Genomic DNA, 20,043 nt, shown 5'->3' with positions numbered 1-20,043 from the left:
TTCCTTTAATTGATAAAAACAAAAAACCGCTGAATTATCAGCGGTTTTTTTATTAACTAAGCTTTATTCTAAAACAAGCTTATGCAGGCTCTTGGAAAATCACTTCATCCGCTTTCTTGGTGTACTGATCCATCTTATGGAAATTCAAGTAACGGTAAGTATCCGCCGCAGTCGCATCAATTTGCTTAGCGTATTCTAGATACTCTTCTTTGCTTGGAATCTTACCTAGAATCGCCCCCACTGCCGCAAGTTCTGCAGAAGCTAGGTATACGTTTGCTCCTGTGCCTAGACGGTTCGGGAAGTTACGCGTTGACGTCGACATTACTGTCGCTTTATCTGCTACGCGTGCTTGGTTACCCATACATAGCGAACATCCTGGCGTTTCAATACGAACCCCAGCACGACCGTAAATACCGTAGTAACCTTCTTCGGTTAGCTGATCTTTATCCATCTTAGTTGGCGGTGCGACCCAAAGGCGCGTATCGAGCTGCCCACCAAACTGCTCAAGTAGCTTACCAGCGGCACGGAAGTGACCGATGTTAGTCATACATGAACCAATAAAGACTTCATCGATTTGTGTACCTTGCACTTCAGACAACAGGCGAGCATCATCGGGATCGTTTGGCGCACATAGAATTGGCTCGTGAATATCCGCAAGGTCAATTTCAATCACGTGGGCATACTCAGCATCAGCATCCGCTTCCATCAGTTCAGGATTTGCCAGCCACTCTTCCATCGCTGTGATACGACGCTCAATCGTACGGCGGTCACCGTAACCTTCAGAGATCATCCACTTAAGCATAGTGATGTTCGAGTTTAGGTACTCTTCCACTGACTCTTGCGACAGCTTAACCGTACAACCAGCAGCAGAACGCTCTGCTGATGCGTCAGAGAGCTCAAATGCCTGCTCAACGGTTAGGTGCTCAACACCTTCAATCTCTAGGACACGACCAGAGAATTCGTTGATCTTACCCGCTTTCTCAACCGTCAGTAGACCTTGCTGAATGGCATAGTAAGGGATGGCATGAACAAGATCACGAAGCGTGATACCTGGCTGCATGTCACCTTTAAAGCGCACAAGGATAGATTCAGGCATATCCAATGGCATAACACCGGTTGCCGCTGCAAACGCGACTAGACCAGAGCCTGCCGGGAATGAGATACCGAGTGGGAAACGAGTATGTGAGTCGCCACCCGTACCCACTGTATCAGGCAGTAGCATACGGTTTAGCCATGAGTGGATAACACCGTCACCCGGACGCAATGAGACACCACCACGATTCATAATAAAGTCAGGCAGTGTGTGGTGGGTATTTACATCGACAGGTTTTGGATATGCCGAGGTGTGACAGAATGATTGCATTACTAGGTCTGCCGAGAAACCAAGACAGGCTAAATCTTTCAGCTCATCACGCGTCATTGGACCGGTTGTATCTTGCGAGCCGACTGTCGTCATCTTAGGTTCACAGTACTGACCTGCACGTACGCCTTCTACGCCACATGCTTTACCAACCATTTTTTGTGCCAGTGTGTAGCCTTTCGTTGACGCAGATGGGTCAATTGGCTTAGCAAATAGATCCGTTTCTTCTAGACCTAGTGAAGCACGTGCACGACTGGTTAAGCCTCGCCCGATGATTAGTGGAATACGACCACCAGCGCGAACTTCATCAAGCAGAACTTTGCTCAGTTCAAACTTAGAAATTTCTTCGTTGTTCTTGCGCACAACACCTTCGTATGGGTAGATATCAATCACATCACCCATATTCATATTTTGCACGTCTAGCTCAATTGGCAGGGCTCCTGAATCTTCCATTGTGTTATAGAAGATTGGCGCAATTTTACCACCCAAGCAGATACCACCAGTGCGTTTGTTTGGCACGTATGGGATATCTTCTCCCATAAACCAAAGCACTGAGTTGGTTGCGGACTTACGTGAAGAACCCGTACCAACTACATCACCAACGTAAGCGAGAGGAATGCCTTCTTTCTGCAGTTCTTCAATTTGGGTAATCGGACCAACGCTGCCCGGTTCATCGGGATTAATGCCCTCACGTTCCATTTTAAGCATCGCTTTTGCGTGAACCGGAATATCAGGACGCGACCAAGCATCAGGCGCAGGAGACAAGTCATCAGTGTTGGTTTCACCAGTGACTTTGAAAACTTTAACCGTAATTTTTTCCGCAACTTTCTCTTTTGCAGTAAACCACTCAGCATCCGCCCATGATTGCAAAACCTGTTTCGCATACGAGTTACCAGCTTTCGCTTTCTCTTCAACATCGTAGAAAGCATCAAACATCAGCAAGGTATGAGACAGCGCTTTGACAGAAATTGGAGCTAAAGCCTCATCGTCCAGCAACTCAACTAGCGGCGCAATGTTGTAACCACCTTGCATCGTACCTAGTAACTGGGCCGCTTTTTCACGGCTCACTAACGGAGAAGCAACTTCACCTTTTGCAACTGCGGTCAAAAAACCCGCTTTAACATAAGCAGCTTCATCAACACCTGGTGGAATTCGGTTTTCTAACAGGTCAAGAATGCACGCTTCTTCACCTTGTGGTGGGTTCTTTAATAACTCAACAAGTCCAGCAACTTGCTCAGCATCTAAAGGCTTCGGAACAACTCCTTCAGCAGCACGCTCTGCGACGTGTTTACGGTAGGCTTCAAGCACGACTTTTTCCTCTCATTGCGGTTTCTCCCCGATTTATGTTTGTTATAAACATGAGGAGTAAACATCCTTGGAAACTTGGCTCTCCATTGCCATATTGTCATTCGTTTTTGACTGATAAACAGCGCCAGAGAGGCCAAACTGTGGGCGGCATAATAGCAAATTTAACGATAAATTAAAATCTCATCATTTTGACCAACACAACAACTTAAGACTAAAGTTCTATGCTTAATCTGCTATTTCTGCCGAGTACAAAGCATTGTTTTGTGTAAAAAGCAAATCTGATTCACTATTTAAATGAGGTCCCGACAATTAAATAGATCGAATCAAAGTTATCTTCTGTTCGCCCGTAGGCAAACATAATCGGCCCAATAGGTGAGTCAATCCCAGCAAATATCGACCCTGCGGTATACAGAGGTGCATCGGACAAGCCGACATCAGGATCAGACCAAACCCCACCATATTCTAGCGATGCTCCCAGATAGAGTGGCGAAGTAAAGACCCCGAAATCATTGTCAAACCAACGATAGCGATAAACTAGGCTACCAAACACTTTGTTTTTACCAATCAGGCTATTACGTGGAATACCCGACAATTGTAAAAAGCCACCGATATCTTCCGGATCGGTTGGCAAACTGGAGTTTTGGCTCTCAACAAACCCTCCCTCCAAGCTTGCGACCAAAGTATGGCGAGAAATACTCTTTGCCGCAGAGAACTTGGCGCCAAATTCGTACGAGACATCACTATCTTCACCAGAAAAAACCGAATTGGGTTCTCCTTCCGTTCTATCCTTAGAAACTAAATAGCGCAAATCTAAATAAACGCCTCGAGTCGGCAAACTGTAGTTATCAAGCGTATCAATACGATAGTTCGCAAACACACCTTGTCGAGTGAACGATACATCCCCCAACGATGGTAGCGTAGAGAACAACGCGTCACCTTCTGTATAGCGAACGCCAACCTTAAACTCTCGCCATAATGTTTCTTGGTAACCTAGCGCCCACTCAACCGCCCATTCGTTATAACTTACCGGTAAGAAATCCTTTGTTGATTCAAGACTGGTTGACTCAAAGCCATCAATCGGTGCGTTACGTTTTTGCCGACTATATTCCGCACCCAATGTGGTGAATAGCTTCTGATTAAAAAGAAATGGACGGTAGAACTCTGCTTCAATCAGTTTGTCCGTCCCGACTTCAAGATTGGTTCTTAACTCTGCACCATTCTGGTTTAAGTCGGTGAAATTTGTTGATACGCCAATCGAGTATTGGCTATCCGTATTAAAATCATCTTCAAGGAAAAAACGAAAATTCATGTAGTTGGGGCCCCATGATTTTTCATTCACATCAAAGATAACCGTATTTTCACCATCTTCTTGCGCATAACGATATTTAACGAGTTCAAAACGGTCGAGTGCATACAGGTCTTGTACACTCTGTTCAAGTTGCTTAGTGGATAAAACTTGACCGGTTTCGATGTTAAGGCGGTTTTTCAGCAACTCATCGCTGTAGTGGGTATTGTTGTTGATGGCAATCTTATCAACTAAGGTGTTATCACCATACTGAAGCTGCTTACGCGCCTCTTGTTTGGCATCAACATACTTCTGATAATCGGCGCTGCTTAAAGCAAGGGATTGCAAACGCTCTTGCTGTGCCATCGCAATGCGTATCCCCTCTTGATAGGCTTCTGGCATGCGATCAAACTGGGTCGTTTCCATATCCCCAACTTCGGGGCGCAATAGCAGGTCTTGTTCACTTAACGTGTCTGCTTGGCGGTTAGTACTGCTGCGTACCAAATAGTTAGAAAGCTGATCCGCCACCGTGAAAAGGTCGGTAAAATCTTCTTCTTCTTTGTAGTCAGTGCTGATATCAACTGCGATGACTACGTCAGCGCCAAGCTCTCGCGCAACGTCCACCGGCATATTGTTCGTCACACCACCATCGACAAGCAAACGCTCGCCAATTCGATATGGCGGAAGCGCGCCTGGTACAGACATACTTGCCATCATCGCATCGACAATATAGCCATGGTCAATCACCACAGGCTCAAGCTTGATGATGTCGGTGGCAACAGAGCGATAAGGAATAGCTAAGTCATCAAAAGAATCAAAAGCAGGCAAGTTACCCGTGGTCTCGCGCAGAATTTGTAACATTCCTTGACCGCGAACCACACCACGCATCCCTTTGATTCCCGTCAGATCAAAACCAATATCGGTTGTGAGTTGATAGCGGTCCTCATACTCTTTGTCTCGAACCCGACGCTCACTGCGATCAACACGATCTCGGTAGCCGCTGTTCCAATCCACACTTACGATAAATGCTTCGATTTCATCAGCGCTCATTCCGGTCGCATACAAACCACCAACATAAGCGCCCATACTCGTCCCCGTGATGTAATCAACGGGAATACGCATCTGCTCAAGCGCTTTTAGCACCCCGATATGTGCAGCTCCTTTGGCACCACCACCAGCAAGCACTAAGGCCACTTTAGGCCTAGATTCTGGCGTATTTGACGTTGCTGCCATCACTCCTGTGGACACAAACGCCATCACTGTCAGTAAGAGACTGAGCTTTTTCACCGGTGATGTTCCTTCATATTGGGTTTATTTTGAGCTACCAGGTAAAGATTTTCTTTAACCAATCCGCAGGCTGATTATTACACTCTTGCTGAAACTTATCATGTTCATCCCAAACTGGCAGCCTAAAATTGTTATCACAATCAAGGACTAAATCACCGTTAGCACTTTTAGCAAAACCAAATGTCGAAATACCCTTCGGCCAAGGGAGAACTAATTTGTTAGGGATACGATGTTGTAAGTACTCGGCATAAACTCGTAAAGCGCCGCTTGAGCCCGTAAGTTTGATGGATTTATTGTCATCGCGTCCTAGCCAAATGGTGGTCACTTCCCGTCCATCAATCCCCACAAACCAACTGTCTTTCGTGTCATTACTGGTACCCGTTTTTCCCGCTAGAGCTGAGGATGCGAACTGGCTATTTAAGAAGCGACCCGTTCCCTCTGCCACGCCTCGCTTCATCGCGTAAGTGGTCAGCCATGCCGCGCGCTGATCAACCGTTTGCTGCGCTTTGGGTAGAGATTGATACAGCACATTACCTTCCATATCGACCACAGAGCGCAAAGCAGATAGTTTGGCCTGCTTACCAGAGTTGGTTAGCGTCTGGTACATCTGCGCCACTTGGAATGGCGTAAGACTGAATGACCCAAGGAACATCGATGGTACAGGACGAATTTCCTGCTTATCTACGCCAAGCTTGGTAAAAGTATCCATCACTTGAGGAATACCTAGCTGCATACCCAACTGGACTGTGGGTACATTCAAGGATTTGGCTAGCGCAAGATACAAAGGCACATCACCACGATATTTACGGTCATAGTTACGAGGCGTCCAAACGTTGCCTTTTGAACCTTTTAGGCTCAGTGGTTGGTCATTTAACGTGGTAGCTAAGCTGTAACGCTCTGGCTGTTGTAATGCCGTCAAATACACAGCCGGCTTTGCCAGTGAGCCAATTTGGCGACTAGCATTAAGCGCTCGGTTAAACCCATCGTAGCCCGTGCGCTTGCCACCAACCATGGCACGAATTTCACCACTATGTCGGTCAACCGCGATCGCGGCCCCTTCTAAGTTCTTACCCGCTACTTTTGCCAACTGTGGGATCTTCTTCTCAATCGCTTTTTCAAGTTCATGTTGTGAGACCGGGTCCAGTGAGGTAAAGACTCTTAAACCTTTATCTGCCTCAAATGCGCCGCCTACCTTTTCTTTTAGTTCAATATTCAACTGTTGAAAATATGCAGGCTGTCGGCTGGCGATGCGAGGATTATCTTGAATATCCAATGGGCGACTTGCCGCCTCGTCAAACTCACTCGCGGTGAGGTAACCTTGTTGCATCATCAAACGTAGCACTAAGTCTCGGCGTGTTTTAGCTCTGTCTGGGTAACGGACTGGATTGTAATAAGAAGGCCCTTTCACCATACCAACTAACAAAGCAAGTTGATCGATACGCAGTTCTTGAATCGGTTGTCCAAAATACAAACGTGCGGCAAGACCAAATCCATGTACCGCTTCGCCACCGCTCTGCCCTAAATAGACTTCGTTTAGATACGCTTCCAGAATCCGGTCTTTGTCATAACGGTAGTCAAGAATGATCGCAATGTACGCCTCACGAATTTTCCGCCACAACGTGCGATCACTGGTTAAAAATAGGTTCTTAGCTAACTGCTGAGTCAAGGTACTACCACCTTGAACGGTGCGACCAGCTTTGAGGTTAACCACCATGGCACGCGCAATGGCAATTGGCGAAACCCCGTCATGATGATAGAAATCGCGATCTTCTGTTACCAGCAAAGCATCAACCATCACTTCAGGGAACTGCTCACGACGCAAAAAGAGCCGCTGCTCATCTCGGTTCTTTTCTAACATGCCAAGCATTTTAGGTTCGATACGCAGGTAGCCCAGATCTCCCGGCTTATCCAGCGACTGAATTCGACTCAAGCCATTGCTGTCAAAATGCAGCATGACGCGACGTTCCGCCTCTGGACCATCATTGAACTCAAAAGGTCGACGAATCAGCTCTATCTTGGTCGAAGATGACGAGTATTCACCCGCATACTTAGGTTGACGAACTTTACGATAGTTCAGAACATCCAGTTCGTTGCGCACTTCTTGGATGCTGATGTCATCCCCTGGCGCAAGGTTTAGGATCCGTGCGTAAACGACCGTTGGCAACTCAAACAACTGCCCTTCAAATTTCTGCTTAACCAAGCTATCAAGATAGATACCAATAAACAGCATGACAGCCATACCCACTAAGGCCAGCTTCCAACTGATTCCCCATAATTTCTTCAACCATGACGACTGTCCTCGGGGTGATTTCTTCTTGGGGGTAGTTTTACGACGCTTCGCTGGCGTTTTCTTTGCGGCAGGTTTGCGTGGCGTTTTGGTTGTTTTATTTGTCATGGTTACTGATTGAACTGTCTTTTGGTTTTGGTTGTTGCAATATGATTAGCAGGGTCATCCGGCCAAACGTGCTTAGGATAACGACCTTTCATCTCTTTTTTAACGTCTTGATACGCCCCTGACCAAAAACTTGCAAGATTACTGGTTCTTTGAAGTGGGCGCTGTGCGGGAGATAGCAATTCAAGTACGACGGTCTTTTTCCCCAATGCGACCGTGGGAGAGCTCTGCTCCCCAAATACCTCTTGCATCCGTACTGATAGCACTGGCTCATGCCCCACTCGGTAATCGATCTTCTTTCTACTGCCTGTGGGCAGTTGAAAATGAGTGGGTAGCCAGTGGTCAATTTCTTGGTTAAGTGGCCAAGCTAAATAGGCCGATAGCGCCTCAGTAAGGTTCACTTGCTGCAGTGCCTTGGCGGATTTGATGCCAACCATATAGGGTTCAAGCCACAAGGGCAAATTATCGAGTAACGCTTTGTCATCAAAGGCAGGCCAATCTTGCTCTGGCATCCACTCAATCCCACAACGAATACGCGCCAAAAGCTCATTGGCAGCATCATTCCAATTCAGGCAAGTTAATCCTTGGCGCTGAACATAATTAAGTAAAGCCTGTGTCGTTTTCTCCGCATCTGGAGCAGGAAGCTCTTTACTGTCCACGATGAGTTTTTGCCAATACAAACGCTGCTCTGCTGTCAACTTACCGCGTTTATCATCCCAATCAACAACGTCTAGTTGCTCAAACTTGTCTGCCAACTCATCACGTAATTGATGGATATCTAAGGCGATGGCAGAGTAAATTAGAGCAGAGTCCCCTTGGCTACGCATCAGATCAATTGCGACAAGATACTCGCTGTCACTCAGTTGCTCCCCTTCTCGGCATTGCGCACCATGCCCATTTGCAAGCAAGAAACGCTCGCTATGAGCTCGACGTTGAGCCACACGGTCGGGAAAGGCTAACGCAAGTAACACAGGCATCAAGCGCTCATCCAAGTCGGCTAATTTGAATTGCAGGTTAAGTTTGTGCGCGAGGTTTTGCGCACGTGCCATCACCACTTTTTGCTTACTGTGCTTGTTCAACTGCAACCGCTGAACACTGTGAGCAAAATCCACCACATTGCGCTCTGGCTCTTCGAGTAAAGCGGCAAGGGCAAGCGCACTATTTTGCCATGCGTCATGCGCCAAAGCATGGACCAACATTGAGCCAGTACGAGGCTCCAACCCTAGCTGATGCACTTTTTTACCCACTGCTGTGAGTTGGTATTTTGCATCCATAAGCCCAAGAGAAATGAGTAATGCCCTTGCTTGGGTAAGTGCACTATTCGCTGGCACATCCAACCAACGGAGCTCGTTGACATCAAAACACCCCCATTGCGCGAGCTCCATGGCAAGCGGAGCTAAGTCAGAATGCAAAATTTCTGCACTGGGTACATAAGGCTGTTGAGTAAGCTGGTTTTCACTGTAGAGGCGTAAGCACACACCCGCTTCAATCCGGCCAGCACGCCCCGCCCGTTGCTCTGCCGATGATTGAGCAATCCGAACCTGATCCAACTTGGTGATACCGGTTTTCAAATCAAACTTGGCTACCCGCTCTAAACCAGAATCAACGACAAGGCGAATCCCCTCAATCGTAAGCGAAGTTTCAGCGATATTGGTCGCCAATACGACCTTGCGCTTACCTGTGGGGGCTGGTTGGATTGCCGCTTGCTGTTGCGCAAAGTTTAGTTGCCCATAGAGAGGGCAAATCTCGATATCTGCCGCGAGATCAGTTAAGCGTTCTTGCACCTGAAAAATGCTACCAACGCCGGGTAAAAACGCTAATAGTGAGCCTTGCTCATGCGCCATCAGGGTATGAATTTGCTTCACCATCACATCGACGAAGCGCTCATTCGGTTTGAGAGGCTGATAACGAAATTCGACGGGAAAGCTACGCCCCTGTGACTCAACATAATCGGCCTCAGGCATCAAGTGAGATAGAGCTTGCTGGTCGAGAGTCGCAGACATGACCACCAACTTAAGATCATCACGCAATGCTTCTTGAATCTCTAAACAGAGTGCCAATCCCATGTCAGCATGAATACTGCGTTCATGAAATTCATCAAAGATAATCAAGTCAACACCAGTAAGTTCAGGATCGCTTTGGATCATGCGGGTCATGATCCCTTCTGTCACAATCTCTAGCTGAGTCTCTTGGCTTACTTTTACTTCACCACGAACACGATAACCAACACGTTGCCCCACTTTTTCGCCTAATTGCTTGGCTAAAAAATGGGCAATGTTGCGTGCTGCCAATCGACGCGGCTCTAACATAATTATTTTGCCAGATACCACGCCTTGCGTGAGCAGCTGTAACGGGAAGTAGGTCGATTTACCCGCACCAGGGGCAGCTTTAAGAATAACTTGAGACGCGCTGCGCACCGCACTGATCAGCGCAGGCATCACGCCTTCAATTGGCAGTTGTGACAATGGTAAGACCTTATGATGTAATAGTGTTAACGCTCATCATTGTACCCAAAAGCGATTTTAAATGAAGTTTGAACCTTGCCTACAATCAGCTACCTTAATTAAACGCTATAAACGTTTTTTAGCGGATATAACCCTAGATGATGGCAGCGAACGCACCATTCACTGCGCCAATACTGGGGCAATGACAGGGTGTGCAGCTCCCGGGAACAGAGTGTGGTTTTCTACCTCTGACAATCCTAAGCGCAAATACCCTAACAGTTGGGAAATAAGTGAAACGCTAACTGGCGATCGGATTTGTATCAACACAGCACGAGCGAATCAACTGGCTGTTGAAGGCATCGAGAGCGGTGTGATTCAAGAACTGCAAAACTATTCGCAACTGCGAACCGAGGTAAAATACGGTAATGAGAACAGTCGTATCGATGTATTGCTTAGCGCTCCAGAACAACCGAATTGCTACATTGAGGTCAAAAGCGTCACCTTGTTAGATGACCACAAACAAGGACAAGGTTATTTTCCTGATGCCGTCACCACAAGAGGTCAAAAGCACCTACGTGAACTCGCAGAAATGGTCAAAAATGGGAACCGTTCAGTACTTTTATTCATTGTTTTACATTCGGGGATTGAAAAAGTTTCCCCTGCCCACCATATAGACGCGGATTATTCACAATTACTGGAAAAAGCAATAGAACAAGGAGTGGAAATTTTGTGCTACAAAGCCGATATTTCCCATAGTGAGATAAAGCTCGTAAAGGCTGTAGATTTCAGTTATCTCGGCTAAAAAATGATGCAGTCTTCACATTGGCGTTAACTTTACTCAACAGTATTTGCCTCCTAAAGTTCTTTTTGCTATAGATACCCGCCTTAAATTAGCTGCTCAAGCAGTTGACTAGGTGTTAGTAGGAGATGCTGCATGCCAGAATCGAAGAAAAAAGCGCTAGGCATCCTAGCCATTGCAGGTGTTGAGCCATATCAAGAAAAGCCGGGTGAAGAATACATGTCACCTGAGCAAGTGGCTCACTTTACAAAGATTTTAACAGCTTGGCGCAACCAGCTACGTGAAGAAGTAGAGCGTACTGTGCACCATATGCAAGATGAAGCGGCAAACTTTCCGGATCCCGTTGACCGTGCTTCTCAGGAAGAAGAATTCAGCCTAGAACTACGTAACCGTGACCGTGAACGTCGCTTGATCAAGAAGATCGAAAAAACATTGAACAAATTGGAAGATGATGATTTCGGCTTCTGTGAGTCTTGCGGTATTGAGATTGGCATTCGTCGCCTAGAGGCACGTCCAACGGCTGATCTATGTATCGACTGTAAAACTCTTGCAGAGATCAAAGAGAGACAGATGCAAGGTTAATTGATTGCAGATGACTATTGAAAAGGGAGCGTATATGCTCCCTTTTTGGTTTAATTAGTTTCATTTTAGTCGGTCCCGTTATGTATATCGGTCGTTTCGCCCCTTCCCCTTCAGGCCCACTCCACTTTGGCTCGCTGATTGCAGCCTTAGGGAGTTACTTTCAAGCTAAAGCCAATCAAGGCCAATGGTTGGTTCGTATCGAAGATATTGACCCACCACGAGAAATGCCTGGCGCTTCAGAGCTTATCTTGCGCACTCTCGAAGCATACCAGCTCGAATGGGATGGCGAAGTGGTGTATCAGAGCCAGCGACACCACCTTTATCAACAGCAAATTGATGCTTGGATCAGCTCAGGTCAAGCCTACTACTGCCAATGTACCCGAAAAGCGATCAAAGAGAGTGGTGGTTACTACCTAGGTACTTGTCGAGACAAACAGTTAAGCAATGATACCCCGAGTGCCACTCGTCTACGCATGACTCAGCCTGTTTATGAGTTTATTGACCAAAAACATGGCCGGTTGACCATTCCTCATCCGCTCGCAGAGGAAGATTTCATTATTAAACGTCGTGATGGTTTATTCGCTTATAACCTTGCGGTGGTTCTAGATGATATTGACCAAGGCGTGACTGAAGTAGTGCGCGGCGCAGACTTAATTGAACCGACAGGCAGACAAATTAGTTTGTATAAAATGTTAGGGCAATCTCCTATCCATTATTTGCACTTGCCACTCGCCTTGGACGAAAACGGGCAGAAGTTGTCGAAACAGAACCACGCTCCGGCCATTGATAATAGCAATCCCAAGCCCGCATTATTAGAAGCGATGCACTTTCTCGGCTTCCAATTAGACCCGCATATTGAGCAGGGTAATTTAGATGAAATTATCGCTTGGGGGGTCGAAAACTGGCAGATTTGCCAACTACCAAACACAACCGAGATCACACCAAGATTCTCAAATCGCCCTCGGTAAGCTATTATTAGCCGCAAATTCGCCCTAAAGCCTCAGAATTTAGATGGAAGCAGAGCTGGTTTAACCGCCACATTTTGCTAAAAGCACATGAATAGAAACGACTATACACCAAGTGAGCCAATCAGCTTTCCGGAGCTCGCTCTCAACATTTTAACTCGCCAAGAGCACAATATTTCGCGTAAGCAAATCAGCGATAATGCGCTGAAGGTACTTTACCGACTTCATGGTGCAGGCTTTGATGCCTTTCTTGTAGGAGGCGGTGTTCGCGATCTATTGCTAGGGCAAAACCCAAAAGATTTTGATATTGCGACTAACGCAACCCCAGAGCAAATTCGTCAGCTATTTAAGAACTGTCGTCTTATTGGTCGCCGCTTCCGCTTAGCGCACATTATGTTTGGCCGTGACATTGTTGAGGTGGCGACGTTCCGTGGCCATCACCAAGAGCCAAGTAAAAATGTGTCGCAGCAATCGAAAGAAGGCATGCTGCTACGTGACAACGTTTACGGTACCGTTGATGAAGACGCAGAACGTCGAGACTTCACCATCAACGCGATGTATTACAGCATCGCTAATTATGCGATCCACGATTACGCGGGTGGTATTGAAGACTTAGAAGACAAGCTCATTCGTCTAATTGGTGATCCTGAAACTCGCTATCGTGAAGATCCTGTACGTATGTTACGTGCGGTTCGTTTTGCCGTGAAACTCGACTTCGATATCGAAGAAGATACCGCAGCACCAATTGAGGCTCTTTCTCATCTGCTGAAAGAGATCCCTGCTGCACGCCTGTACGAAGAATCCCTAAAAATGCTACAAACAGGTTATGGCTTAGAAACGTACCATCTGATGCGTGAGTACAACTTGTTCCAGCAACTTTTCCCTGCTGTATCTGAGTTTTTCACCAACAGTTACGACTCGAAAACAGAGCAAATGCTTGACCTTGTACTGGATTCAACCGATCAGCGCGTTGAAGAAGGCAAACGAATCAATCCAGCATTTATGTTTGCTGCAATGTTGTGGTATCCACTACAAGCAAAAGCCGATGAGTTGATGGAGTCACGTAATCTTTGTCATTACGATGCGGTCATGGAAGCAAGCAATTACATTCTTGATGATCAAGTTCGTTCGATTGCGATTCCCCGCCGTCACACTGCGACCATTCGTGAAATTTGGCAGCTGCAAATGCGCTTACCACGCCGCAACGGTAAACGTGCATTCCGCTTAATGGAACTGAATAAGTTCCGTGCCGGTTTTGATTTCCTCGAAATGCGTGGTGAAATTGAAGGTGGTGATACGGAACAACTCGCGAAATGGTGGCACACATTCCAAAATGCGGGTCGCAATATGCGTCAAGCGATGGTCAATGACTTAGACAGCGCTGACTCAGGCAAACCAAGTTTCCGTCGTCGCAAGAGCGGCAATAAAAAACGCAGCTATCGCAAGAGTAAAAGCGAGTCATGATTACTGCCTATATTGCTGTCGGGAGTAACCTTGCCGATCCTGTTGCCCAAGCGAAAGCTGCGATTGATGCTTTGAAAACGCTGCCAAAGTCAGCGTTGATCCAGGCTTCACAGTTGTACAGCAGCTCGCCAATGGGGCCGCAAGACCAACCCGACTACATCAATGCAGTCGTGGCGATTAAAACCGAATTAACGCCACTTGAACTGCTCGATTGCACTCAAGCGATCGAGTTAGAGCAAGGGCGAGTCCGTAAAGATGAGCGTTGGGGCCCAAGAACCTTAGACCTAGATATTATTCTTTATGGCAATGAAGTGATCGATTCCGAGCGCCTAGTCGTCCCACATTATGGGATGAAAGAACGTGAATTTGTTCTCTATCCGCTCGTAGAAATCGCACCTAATTTAACTCTCCCTGATGGGACTGAGCTGACGCAGTTACTTACCCAAGTTGACCGCAATGGGCTCAGCGTTTGGCAGTCATAGCCAGATCCTAGTAAGGAAAAAAACATGAAAAAAATCAGTATCAACGACCTGATGAAGTGGAAACAAGAAGGTCGTAAATTCGCTTCTTCTACTGCGTACGACGCAAGCTTTGCTCAACTGTTTGAGCAACAAGAGATGCCGGTTTTATTGGTCGGCGACTCTCTGGGCATGGTTCTACAAGGTGAATCAACTACTTTACCTGTGACTGTAGACGATATTGCTTACCACACGCGCTGTGTGCGCGCTGGTAGCCCGAACAGCCTTTTAATGGCTGATATGCCATTTATGAGCTACGCAACGCCTGAGCAAGCGTGTGAGAACGCTGGTAAGCTTATGCGCGCGGGTGCCAATATGGTTAAGATCGAAGGTGGTGATTGGTTAGTTGATACCGTGAAGATGCTCACCGAGCGCGCCGTACCAGTTTGTGCCCATTTAGGCTTAACACCACAATCTGTGAATATTTTTGGTGGCTTCAAGGTTCAAGGCCGTGAACAAGACAAAGCTGACCGTATGGTTCGTGATGCATTAGCACTGCAAGAAGCTGGCGCGCAAATCGTTCTGCTTGAATGCGTGCCATCGGAACTCGCTGCGCGTATTACTGAAGTTCTTGATGTACCTGTAATTGGTATCGGTACGGGTAATGTCACGGACGGTCAAATTCTCGTGATGCACGATATGTTCGGCATTTCGGCTAACTACATGCCAAAATTCTCAAAAAACTTCCTTGCTGAAACTGGCGATTTGCGCACAGCAGTAACAAAATACATTCAAGATGTGGAAACTGGCGCTTTCCCTGACGAAGCTCATACGATTGCCTAGAGGAGTTGAGCATGCAAACATTTACTGAGATTTCAGCTCTTCGTGAGCAGATCAAACAGTACAAGCGTGACGGGCGCAAAATCGCTTTCGTACCAACGATGGGGAATCTGCATGATGGACACCTCACTTTGACACGCAAAGCACGCGAAGTTGCGGATATCGTTGTGGTGAGCATCTTTGTTAACCCAATGCAGTTTGAACGTGCCGATGACCTCAACAACTACCCTCGTACTTTGGAAGATGATCTCAGTAAACTGAACGGTGAAGGGGTTGATTTAGTTTTCACTCCAACACCGGATGTTATTTACCCTGAAGGGCTAGACAAGCAGACATTTGTTGATGTTCCTGGCTTGTCCAGCATGCTAGAGGGTGCTTCACGTCCGGGTCACTTCCGTGGTGTATCCACTATCGTGACTAAGCTGTTTAACATCATCACACCTGATGTAGCATGCTTTGGCGAAAAAGATTATCAACAGTTGGCAATCATCCGCAAGATGGTCGAAGACATGGCGATGGACATTGAGATCATCGGTGTGCCTACCGTTCGAGAAATGGATGGACTAGCGATGAGCTCGCGTAATGGTCTATTGACGCTTGATGAACGCCAACGTGCCCCAGTTTTAGCTCGCACTATGCGTTGGATCAGCAGCGCTATCCGCGGTGGTCGCGTTGATTACGCATCCATTGTTGAAGATGCGAGCGATCAACTTCGTGCTGCGGGTTTACAGCCTGATGAGATCTTTATCCGCGATACTCGCACCTTACTGCCGATCACCGCAGAAACCACGCAAGCCGTGATTCTAATGTCAGCGTTCCTTGGTAAAGCTCGTCTTATCGACAACCAAACCGTTGATATGACAGGTGAAGCTGTCGAAGATAGCTCTGAAGGCTAAAAGCAAAGCCGCGAGAATTTATTGCGCTTCGCTTAGAAAACAAAAAAGGTTGGCCGATGCCAACCTTTTTTTCAGCGTTTAAATCGCACTAAACAGTCTCTATCTCGTTTCTCTAGCAACACTTCTCGGAGCGCCGCACTCTGCTATGCTACGAACGCAATCCTATCCCTTTGGTCACTAAATAATGAGCCACGGCATACAGAGCAACCACAAAGATACTCAGTACCGCAAATGACATACCGATACCGACGTCTGAAACCCCAAGAAAACCGTAGCGGAAAGCATTGACCATGTAGACGATTGGGTTGATTTTCGATACACCTTGCCAAAACTCGGGTAACAAGCTGATTGAATAAAACACCCCACCTAGATAAGTAAGCGGTGTTAATACAAATGTCGGGATAATCGAAATATCATCAAAGGTACGTGCAAACACCGCATTGATTAATCCGCCAAGCGAGAACACAACTGAGGTCATAAACACCGTAGCAATAATAATTCCCCAATGCTCTACTTGCAGGTCAACAAACAGCAACGAAACAAACGTCACAATCGTACCCACCAATAAACCCCGCACAACACCGCCCATCACAAAGCCCAATATGATGACGTAGTTTGGCACTGGCGCCACTAACAACTCTTCGATATTGCGTTGGAACTTAGAGCTAAAAAATGACGAAGCAACATTTGAATACGAGTTGGTGATCACCGACATCATAATCAAGCCCGGCACGATATATTCCATGTAACTAAAGCCATTCATTTCACCAATGCGCGAGCCAATTAAGCTACCGAAAATAATGAAATAAAGCGTCATGGTGATCGCGGGAGGAACTAAGGTTTGCACCCAAATACGCGTGAAGCGATTCACCTCTTTAGTTAATAAACTACAAAAGGCCGTCCAGTAAAGTTGATACATTAGCCTTCACCTCGAGTTTGTTGTTGAACAATACTGACAAACAGTTCTTCCAAACGATTGGCTTTGTTACGCATCGACATCACTTGAATACCACTTTGTGTTAGCTGACTGAATACCGGATTAAGACCCTGAGTCTTCTCTACCTCAATCTCTAGAGAGCCATTAACCACTCGCTGCGATACGACTCGCTCAAGTTGTGGCACCTCTCCCTCGCCTTCAATGTCTAGAATAAACGTCTCAACATGCAGTTTCGCGAGTAACGACTTCATCGACGTATTTTCAATCAGTTCACCACGATTGATAATGCCAATATTGCGGCACAGCATTTCCGCCTCTTCTAGATAATGGGTGGTCAAAATAATCGTAATGCCCTGCTGTTGGTTAATCTCTTTGAGAAACTCCCACATCGAACGACGCAATTCGATATCAACCCCAGCAGTTGGTTCATCGAGAATCAATAGCTGTGGCTCGTGCATCAGCGCACGGGCAATCATCAAGCGACGCTTCATACCACCAGAGAGGTTACGCGCACGCTCTTTGCGTTTTTCCCACAAATCAAGCTTAGTTAGGTACTTCTGCGCGCGCTCTTTTGCCAAAGACTTTGACACGCCGTAGTAACCCGCTTGTTGCATCACAATCTGTTCGACCGTCTCAAACTGATTAAAATTGAACTCTTGCGGTACAAGCCCGAGGTTTTGCTTTGCTAGTTCAAGATCAGTATCAATGTCAAAGCCGAACACTTTGACCTTACCCGATGTTTTATTGACCAGTGATGAAATCACACCGATGGTGGTCGACTTACCCGCTCCGTTAGGACCAAGTAAAGCGTAGAAATCCCCTTTCTCAACATTCAGGCTAATTCCCTTCAGCGCCTCAAAACCACCTGCATAGGTTTTACGCAACTGATCGATTTCTAATGCGTACATAGCTTCTCGTATCTGTTTGATATCATGATTACCTAAAATCACGATTGAATGTATCAGTTGAAGTTAGTTTATCGTCGAGTAACGATGATTACAATTAAACCTTTCTATTTTTTTCGAAATATTCTCGTCGACTGTTATGGCTTAGCGAAATAAACAAAAACGCCGTGAGCATAAACCCACGGCGTTCAATAACATCGCTCTAATTAGATTGAGTAAACAAGCTCATCATTCCCTTCAACCCGCTTAATCGCAGCCCGTAGTGCTTCATAACGAAATGAATAAGTGTTTTCTATCGGCACTAAATCAAGGATATGGAACTTCTCTAACTGCTGCCATATTTGCTTGTTAGGACATAGCAAATAGACTGCACAATTGGCATCTAGAGCATCATTAATCGCATTTTCTAATGCCAAACCAACCGTAACATCAATCATGGGAACGTCGGTTAAATCGAGGATCATCGCCTCGTAGTCGGCAATACTAGTGTGTTGACGAGAAATCGCTTTGGAAACACTGAAAATCATCGGTCCGGATAGGTAAAAGAACAGCACCTTTCCATTAGCTTTATCCAGTAATCCCCGCTCACTCTCGGTAAGGGGCACATCATCTTCATCAGCATCACTAATCGCTTTAACATGACGGGACTGTACGCGACTCAGGCGTTCAATAATGATGATGTTGGAAATAAAGACCCCTAACCCCACCGCCGCGATGAGATCAACAAACACCGTCAGCATCATTACGCCGTACATGATCGCCATGCCCTGCATGCTGACTTTGTGCGCGCGTTGGATAAAGCTCCAATCTAAAATGTTGAAACCCACATAAACGGCAATACCCGCCAATACAGCCATTGGAATTGGCTCGGTTAGCCCACCAGCCACCAATACCACTAACGCCAACATTAAAGCACGAATCACTCCAGATAGTGGCGAACGCGCTCCCACTTGGATATTGGTCACGGTGCCCATGGTTGCCCCAGCACCCGGTAGTGCCCCGAATAGACCCGAAATCATGTTGGCTAAGCCTTGTCCACGCAACTCTTTATCAGAATCATGCTCTTTACGTGTTAACGAGTCACCAATTACCGCGGTAAGCAAAGTATCAATACAACCGAGTGTGCCAAGTACTAAGGCATCAATCACCATGGTGGTGAACATCTCTGCATTGATATGAGGCATAACCAATGACGGCAAACCTGCGGGAATTTCACCAATTCGACGTATCGATTCGGTATCAAACAGCACGACAGAAAGCAATGTCACCACGACTAACGCAACCAATTGAGCCGGGACATATTTACGGTATTGCTCTGGGAAGAAAAATAGAATACTGAGGGTTAGCGCGCCTAAAAACAGCTCAGAGAAATGAATATTGCTCAGTAATTCAGGGAGTGCCGTAAGCGTCCCCATCACCCCACCAGAAGGCGCGGCATGCCCGAGTAATGGCGATATTTGCAGAATAATTAATATCACACCTATCCCCGACATAAAGCCAGAGATCACGCTATAAGGCATCAAAGTGACGTATTTACCCAACTTAAGTGTGCCGAGTAAGATCTGAAAAGCTCCAGCCATCATCACGACGGTAAAGGTCATCGCCATCCCTGTTTCTGGATACTTAGCCATCATGCTGGTTAGCACTGCGGTCATAATTACCGTCATCGGACCGGTTGGCTCTGATATCAAGGTTGATGAACCACCGAACAAAGCGGCAAAGAGTCCCACCATGATAGCGCCCCATAGACCAGCTTCAGCGCCTGCGCCTGAAGCGACACCGAACGCCAATGCCAGTGGCAGAGAGATGATCGCGGTCGTAACACCACCAAATAAATCCCCTTTAAGGTTGATGTCTTTAAAACGCTTACCAAACAACATATTGCTCCCTGTAATATGCGAAAACTTTGCTTAACTGTAACAAATGTTTCTAGCCACTTAAAAGTGTTAACTGGAGCCCATTCTAGCTTCCACATCAACAACGCCATCGTTAGGCGCCAAGTTTATGTCTTTTCTTGCGATAACACGTCAGATGAGTATCTCTTGACGCATTTTTAACGGGATTGAATTTGTAACATTGTGTATATTATCGCTTAGAAACTTTAGGGATAATCGAAATACC

14 protein-coding genes are annotated in these 20,043 nt (G+C 46.5%); 7 read left to right on the top strand and 7 right to left on the bottom strand.

The window, feature by feature from the left end; translation table 11 throughout:
* Positions 1-79: 79 nt before the first annotated feature.
* From acnB to hrpB, 4 genes are all read right to left on the bottom strand, one after another.
* Complete coding sequence (acnB, locus tag GZK95_RS02340; RefSeq protein ID WP_075709853.1) at positions 80-2,668, bottom strand: bifunctional aconitate hydratase 2/2-methylisocitrate dehydratase; 2,589 nt, start codon at positions 2,666-2,668, stop codon at positions 80-82.
* A gap of 286 nt (positions 2,669-2,954) precedes the next feature.
* A complete protein-coding gene (locus GZK95_RS02335; RefSeq protein WP_225624015.1) occupies positions 2,955-5,210 on the bottom strand; it encodes a patatin-like phospholipase family protein in 2,256 nt (751 codons plus the stop codon).
* 64 nt (positions 5,211-5,274) lie between these two features.
* Entirely contained in the window at positions 5,275-7,635 is a 2,361-nt protein-coding gene (gene mrcB / locus GZK95_RS02330; RefSeq protein ID WP_075712806.1) for a penicillin-binding protein 1B, read from the bottom strand.
* A 2-nt stretch (positions 7,636-7,637) separates the two neighbouring features.
* Complete coding sequence (gene hrpB / locus GZK95_RS02325) at positions 7,638-10,097, bottom strand: ATP-dependent helicase HrpB (protein ID WP_075712804.1); 2,460 nt, start codon at positions 10,095-10,097, stop codon at positions 7,638-7,640.
* Between the two features lie 61 nt (positions 10,098-10,158).
* On the opposite strand from hrpB, the gene sfsA reads away from it, so the two are divergent.
* The 7 genes from sfsA to panC all read left to right on the top strand — a co-directional run bounded on the left by sfsA (position 10,159) and on the right by panC (position 16,080).
* Entirely contained in the window at positions 10,159-10,878 is a 720-nt protein-coding gene (sfsA, locus tag GZK95_RS02320) for a DNA/RNA nuclease SfsA (RefSeq protein ID WP_075712802.1), read from the top strand.
* A 132-nt stretch (positions 10,879-11,010) separates the two neighbouring features.
* Positions 11,011-11,457 (top strand): RNA polymerase-binding protein DksA, encoded by a 447-nt coding sequence (dksA, locus tag GZK95_RS02315; RefSeq protein WP_075709848.1) that lies wholly within the window; start codon positions 11,011-11,013, stop codon positions 11,455-11,457.
* A gap of 80 nt (positions 11,458-11,537) precedes the next feature.
* Positions 11,538-12,425, top strand: coding sequence for a tRNA glutamyl-Q(34) synthetase GluQRS (gluQRS, locus tag GZK95_RS02310; RefSeq protein ID WP_075712800.1), 888 nt, complete (start codon positions 11,538-11,540; stop codon positions 12,423-12,425).
* Between the two features lie 87 nt (positions 12,426-12,512).
* A complete protein-coding gene (gene pcnB, locus GZK95_RS02305; RefSeq protein WP_075709846.1) occupies positions 12,513-13,886 on the top strand; it encodes a polynucleotide adenylyltransferase PcnB in 1,374 nt (457 codons plus the stop codon).
* A complete protein-coding gene (gene folK, locus GZK95_RS02300) occupies positions 13,883-14,368 on the top strand; it encodes a 2-amino-4-hydroxy-6-hydroxymethyldihydropteridine diphosphokinase (protein WP_075709845.1) in 486 nt (161 codons plus the stop codon). Before pcnB ends, folK begins: the two co-directional genes overlap by 4 nt.
* A gap of 24 nt (positions 14,369-14,392) precedes the next feature.
* A complete protein-coding gene (gene panB, locus GZK95_RS02295; protein ID WP_075709844.1) occupies positions 14,393-15,187 on the top strand; it encodes a 3-methyl-2-oxobutanoate hydroxymethyltransferase in 795 nt (264 codons plus the stop codon).
* An 11-nt stretch (positions 15,188-15,198) separates the two neighbouring features.
* Positions 15,199-16,080: a pantoate--beta-alanine ligase gene (panC, locus tag GZK95_RS02290; RefSeq protein WP_075712810.1), complete on the top strand. Its 882-nt coding sequence runs from the start codon at positions 15,199-15,201 to the stop codon at positions 16,078-16,080.
* Positions 16,081-16,228: 148 nt separating this feature from the next.
* Here the strand turns inward: panC and GZK95_RS02285 are convergent, their stop codons facing one another.
* The 3 genes from GZK95_RS02285 to GZK95_RS02275 all read right to left on the bottom strand — a co-directional run bounded on the left by GZK95_RS02285 (position 16,229) and on the right by GZK95_RS02275 (position 19,799).
* The gene (locus GZK95_RS02285) at positions 16,229-16,999 is read right to left on the bottom strand and encodes an ABC transporter permease (protein WP_075709842.1); all 771 of its coding nucleotides are present in this window, start codon (positions 16,997-16,999) and stop codon (positions 16,229-16,231) included.
* The gene (locus tag GZK95_RS02280) at positions 16,999-17,925 is read right to left on the bottom strand and encodes an ABC transporter ATP-binding protein (RefSeq protein ID WP_075709841.1); all 927 of its coding nucleotides are present in this window, start codon (positions 17,923-17,925) and stop codon (positions 16,999-17,001) included. The genes GZK95_RS02285 and GZK95_RS02280 overlap by 1 nt, the downstream gene beginning before the upstream one ends.
* 203 nt (positions 17,926-18,128) lie before the next feature.
* Complete coding sequence (locus GZK95_RS02275) at positions 18,129-19,799, bottom strand: SulP family inorganic anion transporter (protein ID WP_171972081.1); 1,671 nt, start codon at positions 19,797-19,799, stop codon at positions 18,129-18,131.
* Positions 19,800-20,043 lie beyond the last annotated feature (244 nt).

Origin of the sequence: Vibrio panuliri (genome assembly GCF_009938205.1) — a bacterium.
Taxonomy (GTDB): domain Bacteria; phylum Pseudomonadota; class Gammaproteobacteria; order Enterobacterales; family Vibrionaceae; genus Vibrio; species Vibrio panuliri.
Note: the sequence above shows the minus strand (reverse complement) of the source record. Positions and strands in the feature narration are given on the sequence as shown.

What these genes read in the sequence shown, in the direction of transcription:
- GZK95_RS02335 (WP_225624015.1), bottom strand. Translation starts at nt 5,210, where the DNA reads ATGGCGTTTGTGTCCACAGGAGTGATGGCAGCAACGTCAAATACGCCA.
- mrcB (WP_075712806.1), bottom strand. Translation starts at nt 7,635, where the DNA reads ATGACAAATAAAACAACCAAAACGCCACGCAAACCTGCCGCAAAGAAA.
- sfsA (WP_075712802.1), top strand. Translation starts at nt 10,159, where the DNA reads ATGAAGTTTGAACCTTGCCTACAATCAGCTACCTTAATTAAACGCTAT.
- dksA (WP_075709848.1), top strand. Translation starts at nt 11,011, where the DNA reads ATGCCAGAATCGAAGAAAAAAGCGCTAGGCATCCTAGCCATTGCAGGT.
- gluQRS (WP_075712800.1), top strand. Translation starts at nt 11,538, where the DNA reads ATGTATATCGGTCGTTTCGCCCCTTCCCCTTCAGGCCCACTCCACTTT.
- pcnB (WP_075709846.1), top strand. Translation starts at nt 12,513, where the DNA reads ATGAATAGAAACGACTATACACCAAGTGAGCCAATCAGCTTTCCGGAG.
- folK (WP_075709845.1), top strand. Translation starts at nt 13,883, where the DNA reads ATGATTACTGCCTATATTGCTGTCGGGAGTAACCTTGCCGATCCTGTT.
- panB (WP_075709844.1), top strand. Translation starts at nt 14,393, where the DNA reads ATGAAAAAAATCAGTATCAACGACCTGATGAAGTGGAAACAAGAAGGT.
- panC (WP_075712810.1), top strand. Translation starts at nt 15,199, where the DNA reads ATGCAAACATTTACTGAGATTTCAGCTCTTCGTGAGCAGATCAAACAG.
- GZK95_RS02285 (WP_075709842.1), bottom strand. Translation starts at nt 16,999, where the DNA reads ATGTATCAACTTTACTGGACGGCCTTTTGTAGTTTATTAACTAAAGAG.
- GZK95_RS02280 (WP_075709841.1), bottom strand. Translation starts at nt 17,925, where the DNA reads ATGTACGCATTAGAAATCGATCAGTTGCGTAAAACCTATGCAGGTGGT.